A 15,801-nucleotide genomic window follows, 5' to 3' on the forward strand; every position below is an offset into this window, starting at 1 on the left:
CTTCGGCATGGTCGCCGGCACCCACTGGCTGGCCTCGGCCACCGGCATGAGCGTGCTGGAACGCGGCGGGAACGCCTTCGACGCGGCGGTGGCCGCCGGCTTCGTGCTGCAGATCGCCGAACCGCACCTGAACGGCCCCGGCGGCGAGGTGCCGATCCTGCTGTGGAGCGAGGCCGAGCAGAAGGTGTCCGTGGTGTGCGGGCAGGGCGTGGCGCCCGCCGCGGCCACCATCGAGCGCTTCACGGAGCTGGGCCTGGACATCGTGCCCGGCACCGGGCTGCTGGCTGCCACCGTGCCGGGGGCCTTCGGCGGGTGGATGCTGATGCTGGAGCGCTGGGGCACCTGGCGGCTGGCCGACGTGCTCGCACCCGCGATCCACTACGCCGAGCACGGCATTCCGGTGCTGGAGCGCATCGCGGCCACGATCGAGTCGGTCGAAGGATTGTTCAACGCTGACTGGCCGACGTCGGCAGCGACGTGGCTGCCCGGCGGGCGCGTGCCCGCGCCCGGGTCGAAGCTGGCCAACCCGGTGCTGGCCGCCACGTACCGACGGCTGGTGGCTGAGGCGGAGTCCGCGGCGAGCAGCCGAGAGGGGCAACTCGCCGCTGCCCGCACGGCCTGGTACGAGGGGTTCGTCGCGGAGGCGATCGCCGAGTTCAGCGCCAAAACGGCCTGGCGGGACAGCTCCGGCGAGGTGCACGGCGGGCTGCTCACCGGCGACGACCTGGCGCGCTGGTCGGCATCGGTCGAGGAGCCGCTGACCTTCGACTATCGCGGGCACACCGTGTGCAAGACCGGGCCGTGGGGTCAGGGACCGGTGTTCCTGCAGCAGCTGGCGTTGCTCGACGGGTTCGACCTGGACGCGATGGGCTATCTCAGCGCCGACTACGTGCACACGGTGACCGAGGTCGCCAAGCTGGCCTTCGCCGACCGCGAGGCCTGGTACGGCGACGCCCACGTGACCTTGTCCGACGCGCCCGAGTCCGGCACCATGTCCGACGTGCCCGAGTCCGGCACCTTGTCCGACGTGCCCGAGTCCGGCACCATGTCCGACCTGCTGAGCGCGGCGTACAACGCCGAGCGCCGACGGCTGGTCGGCGTGGAGGCCAGTCTCGACCTGCGGCCGGGCGCTCCGGGCGGGCGCGCGCCGAGATTGCCGGCTTTCCCCGCGCCCGGCACGGCCAGCAGCGCGCCCGGCATCTCCGGGGCGCGCGCGCCGCAGGGTGCCGGACTCGGGCACGTCGGACAAGGCGTCGGCGAGCCGACGGTGGCCCGCGACGGGACCGTCCGGGGCGACACCTGCCATGTGGACGTCGTGGACCGCTGGGGCAACATGGTGTCCGCCACTCCCAGCGGCGGCTGGCTGCAGAGCTCGCCCACCATCCCCGAGCTGGGATTCTGCCTGGGGACGCGGGCCCAGATGTTCTGGCTGCAGGAGGGGCTGCCGGCGTCGCTGCGGCCCGGAACACGGCCGCGCACCACGCTCTCGCCGTCGTTCGCGCTCAGGGACGGGCGGCCGTGGCTGGCGTTCGGCACGCCGGGCGGCGACCAGCAGGACCAGTGGAGCGTGAACTTCTTCCTGGCCGTCGTCCACGGCCGCCTGAACCTGCAGGAGGCCATCGACGCGCCGATGTTCCACTCCGAGCACTTCCCCAGCTCGTTCTTCCCGCGCGGCTCCCGCCCCGGAGTCCTGCACACCGAGGACCGCCTGGACCCTGACGTGGTGGCAGAGCTGCGGCGGCGCGGGCACGAGGTCGAGCTCCAGGGCTCGTGGACGCTGGGCAGGCTCAGCGCGGTGGCTCGCGACGGCGCCTTCCTCAAAGCCGCCGCCAACCCCCGCGGCGCTCAGGGTTACGCCGTCGGCCGATGACGGATCTGCTCTTCCTGATGGTGGCCGGTCTGCTGGCGGGGGCGGTGAACGCCCTGGCCGGCGGCGGTACCCTCATCTCCTTCCCCGCTCTCGTGGCGTTCGGCTATCCGAGCCTGACCGCGTCCGTGACGAACGCGGTGGCGTTGTGGCCGGGATACCTGGGCGGCGTGCTCGGCTACCGGGCCGAGCTACGCGGGCAACGACGCAGGGCCGCGATGCTGAGTGCCACGGCCGTGCTGGGCGCGGGGGCGGGCAGCGCGTTGCTGCTGCTGACACCGGGCAGGCTGTTCGAGTCGCTCGTGCCGTGGCTGGTGGCGTTCGCCAGCCTGGCGCTGCTGGCGCAGCCGTGGCTGCGCCGGCGATTCGGCGGTGACGGGCGGCCGAGCAAGCTCGTGTACGCCGGGGTGTTCCTGGGCGGCTGCTACGGCGCGTATTTCAACGGCGGCATGGGCGTGCTGCTGCTGACCGTGCTCGGCATGTTCCTGCACGAAGGCCTGCACCGGGTGAACGCCGTGCGCGCGGTGCTCGCGCTGGTGATCAGCACCGTGTCGGTGGTGGCGTTCTCGCTGTTCGGGGCCGTGCAGTGGCAGGCGGTGGCGGTGATCGCACCGGCCAGCCTGGCGGGCGGGCTGCTGGGCACGCGGGTGGCACGGCTCATGTCCGCCAAGGTCCTCCGGGGCGTGGTCGTCGCGTTCGGACTGGGGGTGGCCGTGGCGCTCGCCCTGCGCTAGCCCGGCTTGCGGCCGCGAGGGTCAGTGGGCCGGGCCGTAGAGGGCGTGGGGAGAGCCCGTCATCAGCGCCCAGTAACGGTCGCCGTAGGACCAGTGCCACCATTCCGTGGGGTAGTTGACCAGGCCCGCCGATTCCAGGGCGGTCGCGAGGATCTTGCGGTGCCTGCGCGCGTCCCCCGGGATCCCGGCGGCGGCGGTGTAACAGGCGCCCGCACTCTGCTCGGGAGTGTCGTTGATCGCGGTGCCCAGGTCGTATTCGGCGCCGTCGGCGTCGCAGAGCGTGAGGTCCACGGCAGCCCCTGCGGTGTGCGGGGCCACCTCGACCGGCGAGACGTAGCGGCTGGCCGCCGCATGCAGCTCGTCGGCCGTCATGCTGGGAAAGCGATGGGCGAGCTCGGCCCGGTAGTCGTCGAAGGTCTGGCGCTGGTTCGCGATGGACCGGTGGCCTTCCACGATCAGGAGGTGGTATCCGGCGGGCAGCTCCTTCTCCGCCCGCTCGAGCCGGTCGAGCAGGCCGGCACGCAGGCGGCCGTACGCGCCCTCCTCGTCGGCCATCCGGTCGTCGAGTCTCAACCGTCCCCGCACTTCGACCAGCGGCTCCCCGTTGTCGTGGACGGGGATGGCGGTCACGCGGGGGTCGGAGATCAGGACGATGCCGTGTGCGGGGTGCCACATGGGCAGAAATTCTCACACAGTGTCGGAGAAAACCTGCTCTCGGGCCTGCTCCAAGGCCGCGACCAGGGCGCCGCGCAGCACGGGGTTTCCGGCGACTCCCGTGGTGACCACGCTGGGCCGCGTCGGGCAGACCTTCGCCACCGCCTCCTCGACCCTGGCGGCCAGCTCAGGACCTCCGGCCCGCCCGACGTCGCCGGCGAGCACGATGAGCCCGGGGTCCAGCACGACGCTGACGGCCGCGACGCCGACGGCCAGCCGATCCGCGACGGCGTCGAGAAAGCCGGAGCGGCCGTCGGCGACGGCGGCGCGGACCAGGTCGGCGCTCGGCCGCAGGCTCATGCCGTGGCCCCTGGCCAGCCCGTCCATCGCCGCCTGGCCCACCAGCCGCTGGTAGGAGCCCGACTGCGGCTGGGTGACATCGGCGGGCAGCGGCTCGCCGGGCACGGGCAGCCAGCCGATCTCGCCCGCGCCACCGGTGTTACCGCGGTGCAGGCGGCCACCGAGCATGACGCCCAGACCCTGGCCGACGCCTGCCCAGAGGACCACGAAATCGTCGACGCCGACGGCGGCGCCGTAGTGGTGCTCGGCGAGGGCGACAAGGTTGACGTCGTTCTCGATGGTCACCGAGGCGCCGAGGGCCCCGCGCAGGCTGGCCAGCACGCCGACGTGCCAGGACGGCAGGTCGTAGGAGAAACGCACGTCGCCGGTGGCCGGATCGACCACGCCGCGGGTGCCGATGACGAATGAGCGCAACTGCGGCAGGGTGATCCTGGCCGCCTCGCAGGCCCGCCGTACGGCCTCGTGCACGGTGGCGACCGGGTCGCCGTCGGTCGGATTGACCACGACCTCCACCACGGTCCTGCCGGTGATGTCGGCCACACCAACGGTGATGGCGTCGGGCAGCACCTCGAGGCCGGCGACGTGCGCGCTGGAGGGGACCACGCCATAGAGGGCGGCGTTGGGTCCGCGCCCGCCGGCCCGCTCGCCGGCGACCTCCACCAGCCCTCGCTCTTCCAGCCTCGCGAGCAGCTGTCCCGCGGTCACCTTGGAAAGCCCGGTGCGTTCTCCCAGCTCAGCGCGGGTGAGCGGGCCCTCGGTGAGAAGGAGCTCCAGGGCCGTCCGGTCGTTCAGGCGGCGCAGCAGGCGTGGCACACCGGGATTTCGTGTCACGGGACCTCTCCCCTCTGGCAACGAAACGCTAACGGCAGTTTCTTTTAAGAAAGTTTCTTGTTAGTTTAGCACCAATTCGACACTGACGATCAGCCAGGTGCGGACCACAGGCTCAGCACCCGATGAGCGCAGACCCGACGCGATTAGCCGGGAAGGGAGAACGCTAGTGAGGATCGCGAAGATCACGGCCACTACGGTCACCACGGCCGCCCTGGCCCTGGGCCTGGCCGCATGTGGCTCCGGAGAGCCGAGCACGCCCCAGCCGCAGGCCTCAGGCTCCGCCTCCGCCTCTGGCCCCAAGTACGCGGGCCAGAGCATCACCGTCTGGCGCCTCGGCGACCCCAACGAGCCGTCCCAGAAGTACATGGACGACCTCGTCGCCGAGTTCAAGACCCAGACCGGTGCGGATGCCACCGTGCAGTGGATCCCGTGGCCGCAGGTCAACGACAAGTTCACGGCTGCCGCGGCCGGCGGCGAGGGCCCCGACGTGACGGAGATCGGCAACGACCAGGTGCCGCTCTGGCAGAGCCAGGACGCGCTGGCCCCCGTCACCTCGATCACCGCCGGCGGCGAGCACGCGCAGATCCCGAAGAACCTCTTCGGCCTGGAGACCATCGACGGCGAGGTCTACGCCATGCCGTGGGGCGCCGGCACCCGCGCCGTCATGTACCGCAAGGACTGGTTCGAAGACCTCAAGATCGAGGTCCCGAAGACCTGGGACGACGTCCTCGCGGCGGCCAAGAAGATCCAGGACGAGAAGGGCAAGGACGTCGACGGCTTCGCCTTCAACGGCGGCTCCGACGCCAACCACCTGCTCGGCGCGATGGCCTGGTCCGAGGGCGGCGAGTACGCCGTCAAGGAGGGCGACAAGTGGGTCGGCAAGCTCACCGACCCCGCCTTCAAGACCGGCTTCGAGACCTATACGGGCATCGTGTCCTCGGGCGCGTCCAGCAAGTCCCGCCTCACGCAGAACACCACGGACATCCGCACCCGCTTCTCCAACGGCAAGGTCGGCATGTACCTGACCGCGTCGTGGGACATCGCCACCATCAAGGAGGAGAGCAAGGGCAAGGTGAAGGAGGACGCGATGGCCTTCTTCCCGCTCCCGTCCAAGAGCGGCGGCGAGACCCCCGCGTTCTTCGGCGGCAATGACATCACCGTGTGGAACGACGCCAAGAACAAGGAGCTCGCGACCGAGTTCGTGAAGCTCGCCACCAGCAAGAAGTGGGCCGACCGCTACGCGCTGGACGGCGGCCTGCTGCCGGTCTACCCGGACACGCTCGCCGAGCTGGCCAAGGACCCGGCGCAGGCGCCGTTCGCCGCCGCCTTCGCCAAGGCCAAGGCGTTCCCCGCCGACCCCCAGTGGACGGAGGCCAACGAGACCAAGGCGGTCCTGCAGAACGCGGCCCGCTCGGTCATCGAGGGCAAGGCCACGGCCGATGAGGCGCTCGCCAAGGCCAACAAGGAACTCGAAGACATCCTCAACCAGTCGTGACCATGGCGAACACGTCAACGCTCGCGCCCAGGGGCGGAGGCAACCCCTCCGCCCCTGGGCGGCGCCGCCACAGTTCACGCAAGCCCGCTCGAGGCAGCGGGATGCCCGGATGGTCCATCCCGTACGTCCTGCTCGTCCCTGGGATTGTGGTCATCGCGGGGCTGCTGCTCTACCCGATGATCCAGATGATCATCATGTCGTTCCAGAGCATCAGCCTCCGGGTGATCCGCGGCGTCGCGGAGCCGGAGTGGGTGGGGCTGGACAACTACACCAAGCTCTTCGACAACGACATCTTCTGGTCCTCGCTGCGGAACACGGTCGTCTTCGCGGCCGTCACCGTGGCCCTCACCCTGATCCTGGGCACCGCCGTCGGCGCGCTGCTCAACCGGCTGAGCAAGCGGATGTCCACCTTCGTGATCATCGGCATCATGTCCGCGTGGGCGGTCCCACCGGTCGCCCAGGGCACGATCTGGCGCTGGCTCTTCGACGCCGAGGCCGGCATCATCAACTGGGCGCTCAATCTGCTCCCTGACGCCTTGTCGACCTTGATCTTCGGCCGGGCCGACTGGACCGGCCAGCCGTGGCTCAACGACGCGTGGTCCGTCTACGTCGTGCTGGTCCTCACGGTGGTCTGGGCGTCCTTCCCGTTCGTCGCGGTGTCGGTGCTGGCCGGACTGCGCGGCATCCCCGCCGAGCTGTACGAGGCGGCCAGGGTGGACGGCGCCACCCCGTGGCGCACGTTCAGGAAGATCACCTTCCCGCTGCTGAAGCCGGTCTTCGCCGTCCTGACGATCCTGTCGATCATCTGGGACTTCAAGGTGCTCAGCCAGCTCTATGTGCTGCTGAACGGGCCGACCAACCGCGAGGCGTTCAACCTGTCGCTCTTCTCCTTCGCCGAGGCCTTCAAGGCGCCGCCCAAGATGGGCACGGGCGCGGCGATCGCGGTGGTGCTGACGATCATCCTGCTCATCGTCACCGCGTTCTACACCCGGCAGATGGTCAAGCAGGAGGACCTGACATGACCCCCCTGGCCCGCAAACGGCTCAACAAGATCGCGCTGAACACGGCCGGGGTTCTGGTCTTCCTCTTCGCGGTCTTCCCCGTCTACTGGATGGTCTCGACCTCGTTCAAGGCCAACGACCAGATCTTCACCACCGACTTCATCCCGTTCCCCACGCACTTCACCTTCGAGCACGTCAACACGGTCCTCACCGACGGCGTGGCGGGCAACTCGATCTGGGTCTACATGCGCAACAGCGCGATCGTGGCGCTCGGCACGGTGCTCATCGGGTCGGCGTTCGCGCTGCTCGCGGCGACCGCCGTGGCGCGTTTTCGCTTCAAGGGGCGTACGAGCTTCCTGATCACCCTGCTCATCGTGCAGATGATCCCGACCGAGGCGCTCCTGATTCCGTTGTTCCTGAACGTCCGGCGCCTCGGGCTCTACGACAACCTGCTCGGGCTGATCGTCATCCAGGTCGGTTTGACGTTGCCGTTCGGCATCTGGATGTTGCGGACGTTCGTCGCCGCGGTCCCCAAGTCGCTGGAGGAGGCGGCGTGGATCGACGGCGCGAGCCGGTTCACCACCTTCTGGAAGGTGCTCTTCCCGTTGGTGGCGCCGGGTCTGGTGGCGACGAGCATCTTCTCGTTCATCACCGCGTGGAACGACCTGATCTTCGCGCTGGTCCTGATGAAGGACACCACGGGTTACACCATGCCGGTGGCCCTGCAGTTCTTCTTCGGGCAGCGGGGCACCGACTGGGGCGCCATCATGGCGACCTCCACGCTGATGACCCTGCCGGTCATCGCCTTCTTCCTGCTGGTGCAGCGCCGTATGGTCTCCGGCCTGGTGGCCGGGGCTGTCAAAGGCTGATTTCTCCATATTTCGCAGGGCGGGTGCGGCCTTCACGCGGGCCGTACCCCTGACCCTGCCCTGAACCTGATGAGGAGCCATGAGTCAGAGTGATCGGGGGCTGCGCCGTCTCGCGGCCGGCACGCTGCTCGTCGCCTTCGACGGCACGACCGCGCCCGGCTGGGTCCTGAACGAGCTCGAGCACGGTCTCGGCGGCGTCACGTTGTTCGGTTTCAACGTCGCCACGCCCGAGCAGGTGACGGGGCTCACCGCGGCGTTGCGGGCGGCCGGCGACCCGTTCATCTCCCTGGACGAGGAGGGCGGCGACGTCACCAGGCTCGCCTATCACGTCGGCAGCCCCTACCCGGGCAACGCCGCGCTCGGCGCCGTGGACGACGTCGAGCTCACCCGCCGGGTCTACCGGGCCATCGGGGCCGAACTGGTCGCCGCCGGGGTCAACCTGGACATGGCGCCCGCGGCCGACGTCAACACCGCCGAGGACAACCCGGTGATCGGCACCAGGGCCTTCGGCGACGACGCCGCGCTGGTCGCCAGGCACACGGTGGCCGCGGTCCAGGGTCTGCAGTCGGCCGGGGTCGCCGCCTGCGTCAAGCACTTCCCCGGCCACGGCGCCACCACGGTCGACTCGCACCTGGCCGTCCCGGTCGTGGACGTCACCCTGGACGTGCTGCGTTCCAGGGAGCTGGTGCCGTTCATGGCCGCCATCGAGGCAGGGGCGCGCTCCGTCATGACCGCGCACGTCGCGGTGCCCGTGCTGACCGGCGACCAGCCCGCCACGCTCTCGCCCGCCGCGATCACCGGGCTGCTCAGGGGCGAGCTCGGCTACGACGGCGTAGTGGTCAGCGACGCGCTGGACATGCAGGCGATCAGCGACGGCGTCGGGCTCGCCAAGGGCGCCGTCCAGTCGCTCACGGCCGGGGCCGACCTGCTCTGCCTGGGGCCGAAGCCGGGCTACGACGAGATCCTGGGGATCATCGCCGAGATCGTGGCCGCCGTCGGCGACGGGCGGCTGCCGGCCGAGCGCCTGGAGGAGGCCGCGGCCCGGGCCGACCGGCTGCGGGCCTGGTTCGGGTCGGGGGCGGGCACGCAGGACGAGCCGGCGGACGTCGGCCTGGACGCCGCCAGGCGCGCGGTCAGGCTCCACGGGTCGGCAGGGCCGTTGACCGATCCGCTGGTCGTCGAGGTCGACACGCCTCCGACGATCGCGGTCGGCGACGTCCCGTGGGGCGTTGCGCCGTGGCTGCCCGAGGGCGAGGTGGTCCGGGTCGCGCCGGCAGAGGCCGTCGCCGAGCGGCTCCTGGAGCGTGCCAGGGGTCGCTCGCTGGTGGTGGTGGTCAAGGACGCCCATCGGTACGCCGACAGCCGGGCGCTCGTCTCCACCCTGGTCGCCGCCCGGCCCGACACGATCGTCATCGAGATGGGGCTGCCCATCTGGCGGCCGGGAGGCGTGGCCTATCTGGCCACGTACGGGGCGGCCCGGGCCAACGCCAGGGCCGCGATGGAGCTCCTCACGGACGGTCGGCGGCCTCGCGTCGCCTCCCTCGAGCCGAAGCGCTCGGCGTAGGCGGCCGGCCTGCCGCCGCGAGGCTAGGAGCTGAAGATCTCCTCGCGCGCCTGCTGGAGTGCCGCCAGCACAGCTCCCCGCAGCACCGGATTGCCCTCTACGGTGCTGGTGGCCACATGGGGCCGCACGGGGCAGATCTTGGCGACCGCCTCCTCCACGCGGGAGGTGAGCGCCCGGCCGCCCGCGTGCCCCACCTCACCTCCGAGCACCACCAACCCGGGATCGAGGATCACGCAGACCGCCGCGACCCCGAGAGCCAGCCGGTGCGCGATCTCATCCAGCAACGGCTCGCCCTCGGCTCCGGCGGCCACCGCGACCTTGACGCACTCGCCGGCGCTCGCGGCCGCGAAGCCGTACTCGCGGGCCAGCTCGCTGACCGCCTCGGCGCTGACCAGCGACTGCAGACCACCCGCCAGGGAGGGCAGCCGCCCCGGCAAGGTGCGGATGTCCTCGGGCAGCGGCACACCGGGCACCGGCAGGTAGCCGATCTCGCCCGCACTGCCGGAACGCCCCCGGTGCAGCTTGCCTGCGAGCATGACGGCCATGCCCAGGCCGCGGCTCGACCACAGCAGCACGAAGTCGTCGAGGCCCTTGGCGGCCCCGTCGGCGCGCTCAGCGATGGCGGCGAGGTTGACGTCGTTCTCGATCGTCACCTCGCGCCGCAGGTCGCCGGCCAGGGCCTCGTGGATGCCCTCGTGCCAGCCGGGCAGGTCGAAGGAGAAGCGGACGTCGCCGCTGCGGGGATCGACCACGCCCGGGGTGCCGATCACGACCCCGCGGAGTTTGCCGAGACCCACCTTGGCGCCGCGGCACGCCTTCACGATCGCGTCGTGCACGGCCGAGACCGGGTCGTCGTGGGCGTGCGGATCGACCGTGACGTCGGCGATCGTGTGGCCGTGGATGTCGGCGATCGCGCTCGAGATCAAGTCGGGCCCCACCTCGAGCCCGGCCACGTATGCGCTGGAGGCGATCACGGAGTAAAGCGCCGCGTTGGGTCCGCGGCCGCCGGCTTGCGCGCCGACCACCTCGACCAGGCCGCGCTCCTCCAACCTGGCCAGCGTCTGCGACGCCGTGACCTTGGACAGGCCGGTCAGATCGCCGATCTGACCACGCGTCATGGGGCCGGTGGCCAGTAACAGCTCCAGCGCGGCCCGGTCGTTGATCTCCCTGAGTAGTCTGGGCACACCAGGGCGTCGCTCCACGCTGAATCCCACCGTCACATCGGAAAAGGTTGTTGGAAGTTTAGCGCTCCCATCCGCGCGTGACGTCGCAGGTGAACACGAGATTTCCGCATGATCACCCCGTCGTCGCGCCCCCTCGCTCGGCATCGTAACCCGCCGATCAGCCCCGGCTGGAAGGCCCTGCCAGATTCGGGTCTCGTGCCCGTTCTGACGACCTTGCGCCTAACCAGTGTTGACCAGGAGGGATAATCGAAAACATGCGCCTCTCCGCTCGTGTCGACTACGCCCTCCGAGCCGCCGCCGAACTCGCCGCAGCCGGTGCGGGCCCGACCACCGTGGGCGAGCTCGCCAAGGAACAGGACATGCCACCCAAATACCTGGAAAACATCCTGCTCCAGATGCGCCGCGCCGGGCTGGTACGGGGACAGCGGGGGCCGGAGGGTGGATACGTGCTGGCCAGGCCCGCCTCCGCCATCTCGTTGGCAGACGTGATCAGGGCCGTGGACGGCCCGTTGGCCAACGTACGCGGCGAGCGGCCCGAGCACGTCGGCTACCGGGGGCCGGCGGAATCGTTGCAGCAGGTGTGGATCGCGTTGCGGGCGACCGAGCGCGCCATCCTGGAGGAGGTCACGCTCGAACAGGTCGCCTCCGGGGCGCTGCCCGAGCGCGTCCGCCAGCTCGCTGCCGACCCCGCCGCCTGGGACTGAGCCGGCACACGCCGGCCAGGGCCTCGCCAGTTTGCCGGAATCGCCACCGCAATGTCACTAAGAGTGAGAAGGTGGCTACTCGGCAACTGCATGGATTGCCCCGAGGCAGCAGTCCAAGGAGGTCCCCATTCCGTGGCGAACCCCCTTCAAGGGCCGGCGCCGGCTCCTGCCGGCCCTGCTGGTGGGCGAGATGTTCGTCGCGCTGGCCGACGCCTTCTCCACTCCCGTCGTGTTGTCGGCGCTGCTGGCCGGGCCGGTGATCGCCGCGCACTGCCTGACCGTCCGCCAGACCACCTTGGTCACGGCCGCGGCGCTCGCCCTGACCGTCCTGCTGCCGTTCTTGGGAGACGGCTCGGAGCTGCCCCACTTCCTCATGCGGATGCCGATCGTCGCCGTCGGCGGGCTGCTGTGCGTCGCCCTCGCCCGCCGTCATGAACGGCAGCGCGCCGACTTGAACCGCATCACCCGGATAGCCGAGCGGGCGATGATCCCTTCGTTGCCCACCGAGCTGGGCGGCGTCCACCTGGCCGCCCACACCCGGTCGGCGACCCTCGGCGCCCGCATCAGCGGGGACCTGCACGAGGCCATCGCCACGGCCACGGGCGCGCGGCTGATCATCGGGGACGTCAAAGGCCACGGCCTGGACGCGGCCCATCTCAGCGCTGCGGTGCTGAGCGCCTTCCGCCGTACCGCCGCCACCGCCCCCGACCTGGTCTGCCTGGCTCGTGACCTGGACACCCGCATCGGCCCCGACCTGGGTCCCGAGGACTTCGTGACCATCCTGCTCGCCGAGTTCGTGCCCGGCGGAGTTCTGCTCGTCAACTGCGGCCATCCCGCCCCCATCCGGATCGGCAGCCGGCTGCGCGTGCTCGAGCCGCCCCGCCCCTGCCGGCCGCTGGGCCTGTCCCCCGACCCGTACGTGTGGCGCGTCCGCCTGCTGCCGTCGGACCGCCTGCTGCTGTTCACTGACGGGCTCACCGAGACCCGCGACCGGAGCGGCGCCCAACTGCCGTTCGACGAGCATCTGCATTCCGCCCTGACCGCCCCGACACTGGCGGAGGCCGTGCGTGACCTGCTGGACCTGCTGCGCGGGCACGCCACGCGCACCCGATCCGACGACCTGACCCTGATCCTGGCCCAACCGGCCCCGCATCCGCCGCCATCCGCCGGCGCCCAACACCACCACGAGGCCTGACCAGCCACCCCCTTGCACCACCTCTGCGCGCCGGCGAACGGGCGGGTCACTTCCGCGTGAACCAGAGCGCGACCTGGTTGATCTCGGCCGCGGGCCTGCTCGCGAGGATCCGGACGACGCGGCCGTTCAGGTCACCACGGAGTCGGCCCACAATGCGCGCGTAACGGCGGCCCGCCGCAGAAGGGCTCAGAGGCCGTATTCCTGGAGGGCCCTGCTTATGGTCGCGCTCGCACGGGCCTCCGCTGGTCACGCAAGCTACCGCTCTCCGCCCCGGCTCGCCGCTCCGTGCCTATGGTCGCGCTCGCACGGGGCTCCGCTGGTCACGCAAGCTACCGCTCTCCGCCCCGGCTCGCCGCTCCGTGCCTATGGTCGCGCTCGCACGGGGCTCCGCTGGTCACGCAAGCTACCGCTCTCCGCCCCGGCTCGCCGCTCCGTGCCTATGGTCGCGCTCGCACGGGGCTCCGCTGGTCACGCAAGCTACCGCTCTCCGCCCCGGCTCGCCGCTCCGTGCCTATGGTCGCGCTCGCACGGGGCTCCGCTGGTCACGCAAGCTACCGCTCTCCGCCCCGGCTCGCCGCTCCGTGCCTATGGTCGCGCTCGCACGGGGCTCCGCTGGTCACGCAAGCTACCGCTCTCCGCCCCGGCTCGCCGCTCCGTCAGCCGAAGTATGCCGAGTGGCGGCCCAATCGGCCCCGCCGTAAAGAATGGAGGTTGTGGCCTTAGCTTGGAGAACGGCCCCGCCGCAAAAAAGCGGCTTAACCTGGAGAGCTGCCTAGAGAGGCCTGGAGGCGCCGAGAGATGCCTGAAGGAGACGCCGTCTATCGGACGGCCGCACGCCTGCGGGACGCTCTGGACGCCCGCATCCTCATCAGGTCCGACTTCCGCGTCCCTCGATATGCCACCGCAGACCTGACGGGCCGCGCAGTGCTCACCACGCTCTCACGGGGCAAGCACCTGCTCACCCGCGTCGAAGGCGACCTGACCCTCCACACCCACCTCCGGATGGACGGCAGCTGGAGAATCAAGCCGGCCACGGCCCACATCACACCACCCCCCGGTGACCAGGTCAGGCTGATCCTGGCCAATCAGCAGTGGACGGCGATGGGCGTCAAGCTCGGCATGGTGGACCTGGTCAGAACCGGCGAGGAGGCACGCGTGGTGGGCCATCTCGGGCCGGATCTGCTCGGCCCGGACTGGGACCCGGACGAGGCCGTGCGGAGGCTACGAGCGGCGCCCGGCAGGACCATCGGGGAGGCGCTGCTCGATCAGCGCAACCTGGCGGGGATCGGCACGATCTATCGCGCCGAGACCTTGTTCCTGCGGGGGATCTGGCCGTGGCGAAAAGTCGGGGAGATCGAGGATCTCAACGGGCTCGTGTCGTTGGCGCAGCGACTCCTGGACGCCAACAAGACGTACGCGGGCACGGTGACCACAGGTGATCGCCGCCCGGCGAACCAGACCTGGGTCTATGGCAGGGCGGGGAGGCCCTGTCGCCGTTGCGGCACCCGCATCAGCCGCGGGGAGATGGGGGCGCAGCCACAGGAGCGGCTGATCCTGTGGTGTGCCGGCTGCCAGCCGGGCTAGGCAGCCACCATGTCCTTGACTTCGGGGAACACGGAGTCGGAGATCGACCCGGGAACCGTCTCGGCAAGGGGCAGGCGCTCGTGCTCCGGCACATCGGCAAGCACAGGAGCGGCCTGGAGCTCCGCCAGCGCAAACTGGTCGGACACTTCACGCAACACCTGCGAAAGCGGCACCCCGAGCGCGCCGCAAATGGACGCGAGCAGCTCGGACGAGGCCTCCTTCTGGCCGCGCTCCACCTCGGACAAATAGCCGAGCGAGACACGGGCAAGCGTGGACACCTCGCGTAGCGTGCGTCCCTGCCGCACCCGCAACCGCCTCAGCACATCGCCGAGCAGCTGACGCAGCAGAATCATCTGTCGCTCCCTCCCCGGCGCGGAAGTTTTCACCACGCCTCGCGCGATCGGATCGTGCCGCACTTTGGTCTTCTTAGCTTCGTACATACTCCTCGCCGTCATCACTGGGCGTCGCTGCCCCTGAACCGCCGCTCGTGCCTCATTGCGCGACTCATCAGGCCCGCCTGCCGGGCGCTCGGTGCTTGCAGTTGGCTTACGGACCTCACTCACAGCTCCACCGTACCCGTATCCACCGACACCGCGTCAGACCGCGTCAGGCATGTTCGCTGGGGACGTAACACGGTAATCATCCGGATTGTTCCCCTATGTTCGCCTTCAGCACACCTGCCAGGAGATCAACGGCCTCGTCCACCGTCTCTACCCTGATACGTTCGCGCGACCCATCAAGTCTCAATTCCCGGGACCAAATCTGCCCGCCAGGTCCGGAAACGGCCATATGCACGGTCCCCACGGGCTTGCCGTCCTGCGGCTCAGGCCCGGCCACCCCGGTCACGGCCAGCCCGTACGTGGCCCCGCACAGCCGTGCGACCCCCGCCGCCATGGCCGCAGCCACCGCCGGGTGCACGGCCCCCTCACGCCGCAGCAGCTCCCCCGGCACGCCGAGCAGCTCCCGCTTGAGATCGGTGGCGTAGGAGATCACCCCACCGCGGAACGCCTTCGACGATCCGGACACCGACGTGAACGCGGCCCCGATGAGCCCGCCGGTGATCGACTCGGCCACTGCCACCGTGGCGGACCGCTGCACCAGCATGGACAGAACCCCGGCCACATCCATCGTCGATCACTCCCCGCGCGCTTGCCTGGCCACCTTACGCAACCTCACGGCCCGGATCACATAGTCGACGCCGGTGGCCACCGTGACGATCAGCGCAGCGCCCATCACCACCCACCGCACCACGTCGGGCACCCACGGCAGGAGATAGAGGACGATCGCGGCGATCTGCAGCACTGTCTTGACCTTGCCGCCATAGCTGGCCGGAATGACCGCGTGCCGCAGCAACACGAACCTCAGCGCCGTGACGCCCAGCTCCCTGCCCAGGATGACCCCCGTGACCCACCACGGCAGCTCACCCAGGATCGACAGGCACACCAGCGCGGCGCCGGTGAGCGCCTTGTCCGCGATCGGATCGGCGATCTTGCCGAAGTCGGTGATCAGGCCGTACCGGCGGGCCAGCTCGCCGTCGAGGTGGTCGGTGAAAGAGGCCACCGCGAACACCGCCAGCGCGGCCACCCGCCAGCCCGCGCCCGGCAGGAAGAGGCAGACGACGAAGAACGGGACGAGCGCCAACCGGAGGACCGTGAGGATGTTGGCGATGTTCCACGGGCTCACCACCCGGCGCTCGTCTTTCATCACGAGACGGCCTCCGGAGTGAGCATCGCAGGGAGCGCCGGCGACCGAGGAGCGG

The 15,801-nt window shown here is 70.4% G+C and carries 15 protein-coding genes; 9 read left to right on the forward strand and 6 right to left on the reverse strand.

Annotated features, from left to right (window positions below):
* The first annotated feature begins 7 nt into the window (after nucleotides 1–7).
* Nucleotides 8–1,870 carry a gamma-glutamyltransferase family protein gene (locus OHA25_RS53270; protein WP_327591176.1) on the forward strand — a complete coding sequence of 621 codons (1,863 nt, stop codon included), beginning with the start codon at nucleotides 8–10 and terminating at the stop codon, nucleotides 1,868–1,870.
* Entirely contained in the window at nucleotides 1,867–2,601 is a 735-nt protein-coding gene (locus OHA25_RS53275) for a sulfite exporter TauE/SafE family protein (protein WP_327584486.1), read from the forward strand. The genes OHA25_RS53270 and OHA25_RS53275 overlap by 4 nt, the downstream gene beginning before the upstream one ends.
* Nucleotides 2,602–2,622: 21 nt before the next feature.
* On the opposite strand, the gene OHA25_RS53280 is transcribed toward OHA25_RS53275, so the two are convergent.
* Complete coding sequence (locus OHA25_RS53280; protein WP_327584487.1) at nucleotides 2,623–3,276, reverse strand: M15 family metallopeptidase; 654 nt, start codon at nucleotides 3,274–3,276, stop codon at nucleotides 2,623–2,625.
* Nucleotides 3,277–3,288: 12 nt separating this feature from the next.
* The gene (locus OHA25_RS53285) at nucleotides 3,289–4,446 is read right to left on the reverse strand and encodes an ROK family transcriptional regulator (protein ID WP_327584488.1); all 1,158 of its coding nucleotides are present in this window, start codon (nucleotides 4,444–4,446) and stop codon (nucleotides 3,289–3,291) included.
* 166 nt (nucleotides 4,447–4,612) lie between these two features.
* On the opposite strand from OHA25_RS53285, the gene OHA25_RS53290 reads away from it, so the two are divergent.
* The 4 genes from OHA25_RS53290 (at nucleotide 4,613) to OHA25_RS53305 (ending at nucleotide 9,375) form a co-directional block, all read left to right on the forward strand.
* Nucleotides 4,613–5,941, forward strand: coding sequence for an extracellular solute-binding protein (locus tag OHA25_RS53290; protein ID WP_327584489.1), 1,329 nt, complete (start codon nucleotides 4,613–4,615; stop codon nucleotides 5,939–5,941).
* A gap of 101 nt (nucleotides 5,942–6,042) precedes the next feature.
* On the forward strand, nucleotides 6,043–6,963 hold the full coding sequence (locus OHA25_RS53295) for a carbohydrate ABC transporter permease (protein WP_327584490.1): 921 nt from the start codon (nucleotides 6,043–6,045) through the stop codon (nucleotides 6,961–6,963).
* Nucleotides 6,960–7,811, forward strand: a complete 852-nt coding sequence (locus OHA25_RS53300; protein WP_305923420.1) for a carbohydrate ABC transporter permease — start codon at nucleotides 6,960–6,962, stop codon at nucleotides 7,809–7,811. Before OHA25_RS53295 ends, OHA25_RS53300 begins: the two co-directional genes overlap by 4 nt.
* 79 nt (nucleotides 7,812–7,890) lie before the next feature.
* Nucleotides 7,891–9,375: a glycoside hydrolase family 3 protein gene (locus OHA25_RS53305; protein ID WP_327584491.1), complete on the forward strand. Its 1,485-nt coding sequence runs from the start codon at nucleotides 7,891–7,893 to the stop codon at nucleotides 9,373–9,375.
* Between the two features lie 23 nt (nucleotides 9,376–9,398).
* Here OHA25_RS53305 and OHA25_RS53310 read toward each other — a convergent pair whose 3' ends face one another.
* Nucleotides 9,399–10,577, reverse strand: a complete 1,179-nt coding sequence (locus OHA25_RS53310) for an ROK family transcriptional regulator (protein ID WP_327584492.1) — start codon at nucleotides 10,575–10,577, stop codon at nucleotides 9,399–9,401.
* A 236-nt stretch (nucleotides 10,578–10,813) separates the two neighbouring features.
* Here OHA25_RS53310 and OHA25_RS53315 point away from each other — a divergent pair, with 236 nt between their 5' ends.
* The 3 genes from OHA25_RS53315 (at nucleotide 10,814) to OHA25_RS53325 (ending at nucleotide 14,042) form a co-directional block, all read left to right on the forward strand.
* The gene (locus tag OHA25_RS53315; protein WP_305923423.1) at nucleotides 10,814–11,263 is read left to right on the forward strand and encodes an RrF2 family transcriptional regulator; all 450 of its coding nucleotides are present in this window, start codon (nucleotides 10,814–10,816) and stop codon (nucleotides 11,261–11,263) included.
* 190 nt (nucleotides 11,264–11,453) lie between these two features.
* The gene (locus OHA25_RS53320; protein WP_327584493.1) at nucleotides 11,454–12,458 is read left to right on the forward strand and encodes a PP2C family protein-serine/threonine phosphatase; all 1,005 of its coding nucleotides are present in this window, start codon (nucleotides 11,454–11,456) and stop codon (nucleotides 12,456–12,458) included.
* 798 nt (nucleotides 12,459–13,256) lie between these two features.
* Nucleotides 13,257–14,042: a DNA-formamidopyrimidine glycosylase family protein gene (locus OHA25_RS53325; protein WP_327584494.1), complete on the forward strand. Its 786-nt coding sequence runs from the start codon at nucleotides 13,257–13,259 to the stop codon at nucleotides 14,040–14,042.
* Here OHA25_RS53325 and OHA25_RS53330 read toward each other — a convergent pair.
* The 3 genes from OHA25_RS53330 to pgsA all read right to left on the reverse strand — a co-directional run bounded on the left by OHA25_RS53330 (nucleotide 14,039) and on the right by pgsA (nucleotide 15,746).
* Entirely contained in the window at nucleotides 14,039–14,395 is a 357-nt protein-coding gene (locus OHA25_RS53330; RefSeq protein ID WP_091084154.1) for a helix-turn-helix domain-containing protein, read from the reverse strand. The two genes, OHA25_RS53325 and OHA25_RS53330, sit on opposite strands and share 4 nt — an antisense overlap.
* 286 nt (nucleotides 14,396–14,681) lie before the next feature.
* Nucleotides 14,682–15,170: a CinA family protein gene (locus tag OHA25_RS53335; protein WP_327584495.1), complete on the reverse strand. Its 489-nt coding sequence runs from the start codon at nucleotides 15,168–15,170 to the stop codon at nucleotides 14,682–14,684.
* 6 nt (nucleotides 15,171–15,176) lie between these two features.
* The gene (gene pgsA, locus OHA25_RS53340) at nucleotides 15,177–15,746 is read right to left on the reverse strand and encodes a CDP-diacylglycerol--glycerol-3-phosphate 3-phosphatidyltransferase (RefSeq protein WP_327584496.1); all 570 of its coding nucleotides are present in this window, start codon (nucleotides 15,744–15,746) and stop codon (nucleotides 15,177–15,179) included.
* Nucleotides 15,747–15,801 lie beyond the last annotated feature (55 nt).

This window comes from Nonomuraea sp. NBC_00507 (genome assembly GCF_036013525.1).
Lineage (GTDB): Bacteria > Actinomycetota > Actinomycetes > Streptosporangiales > Streptosporangiaceae > Nonomuraea.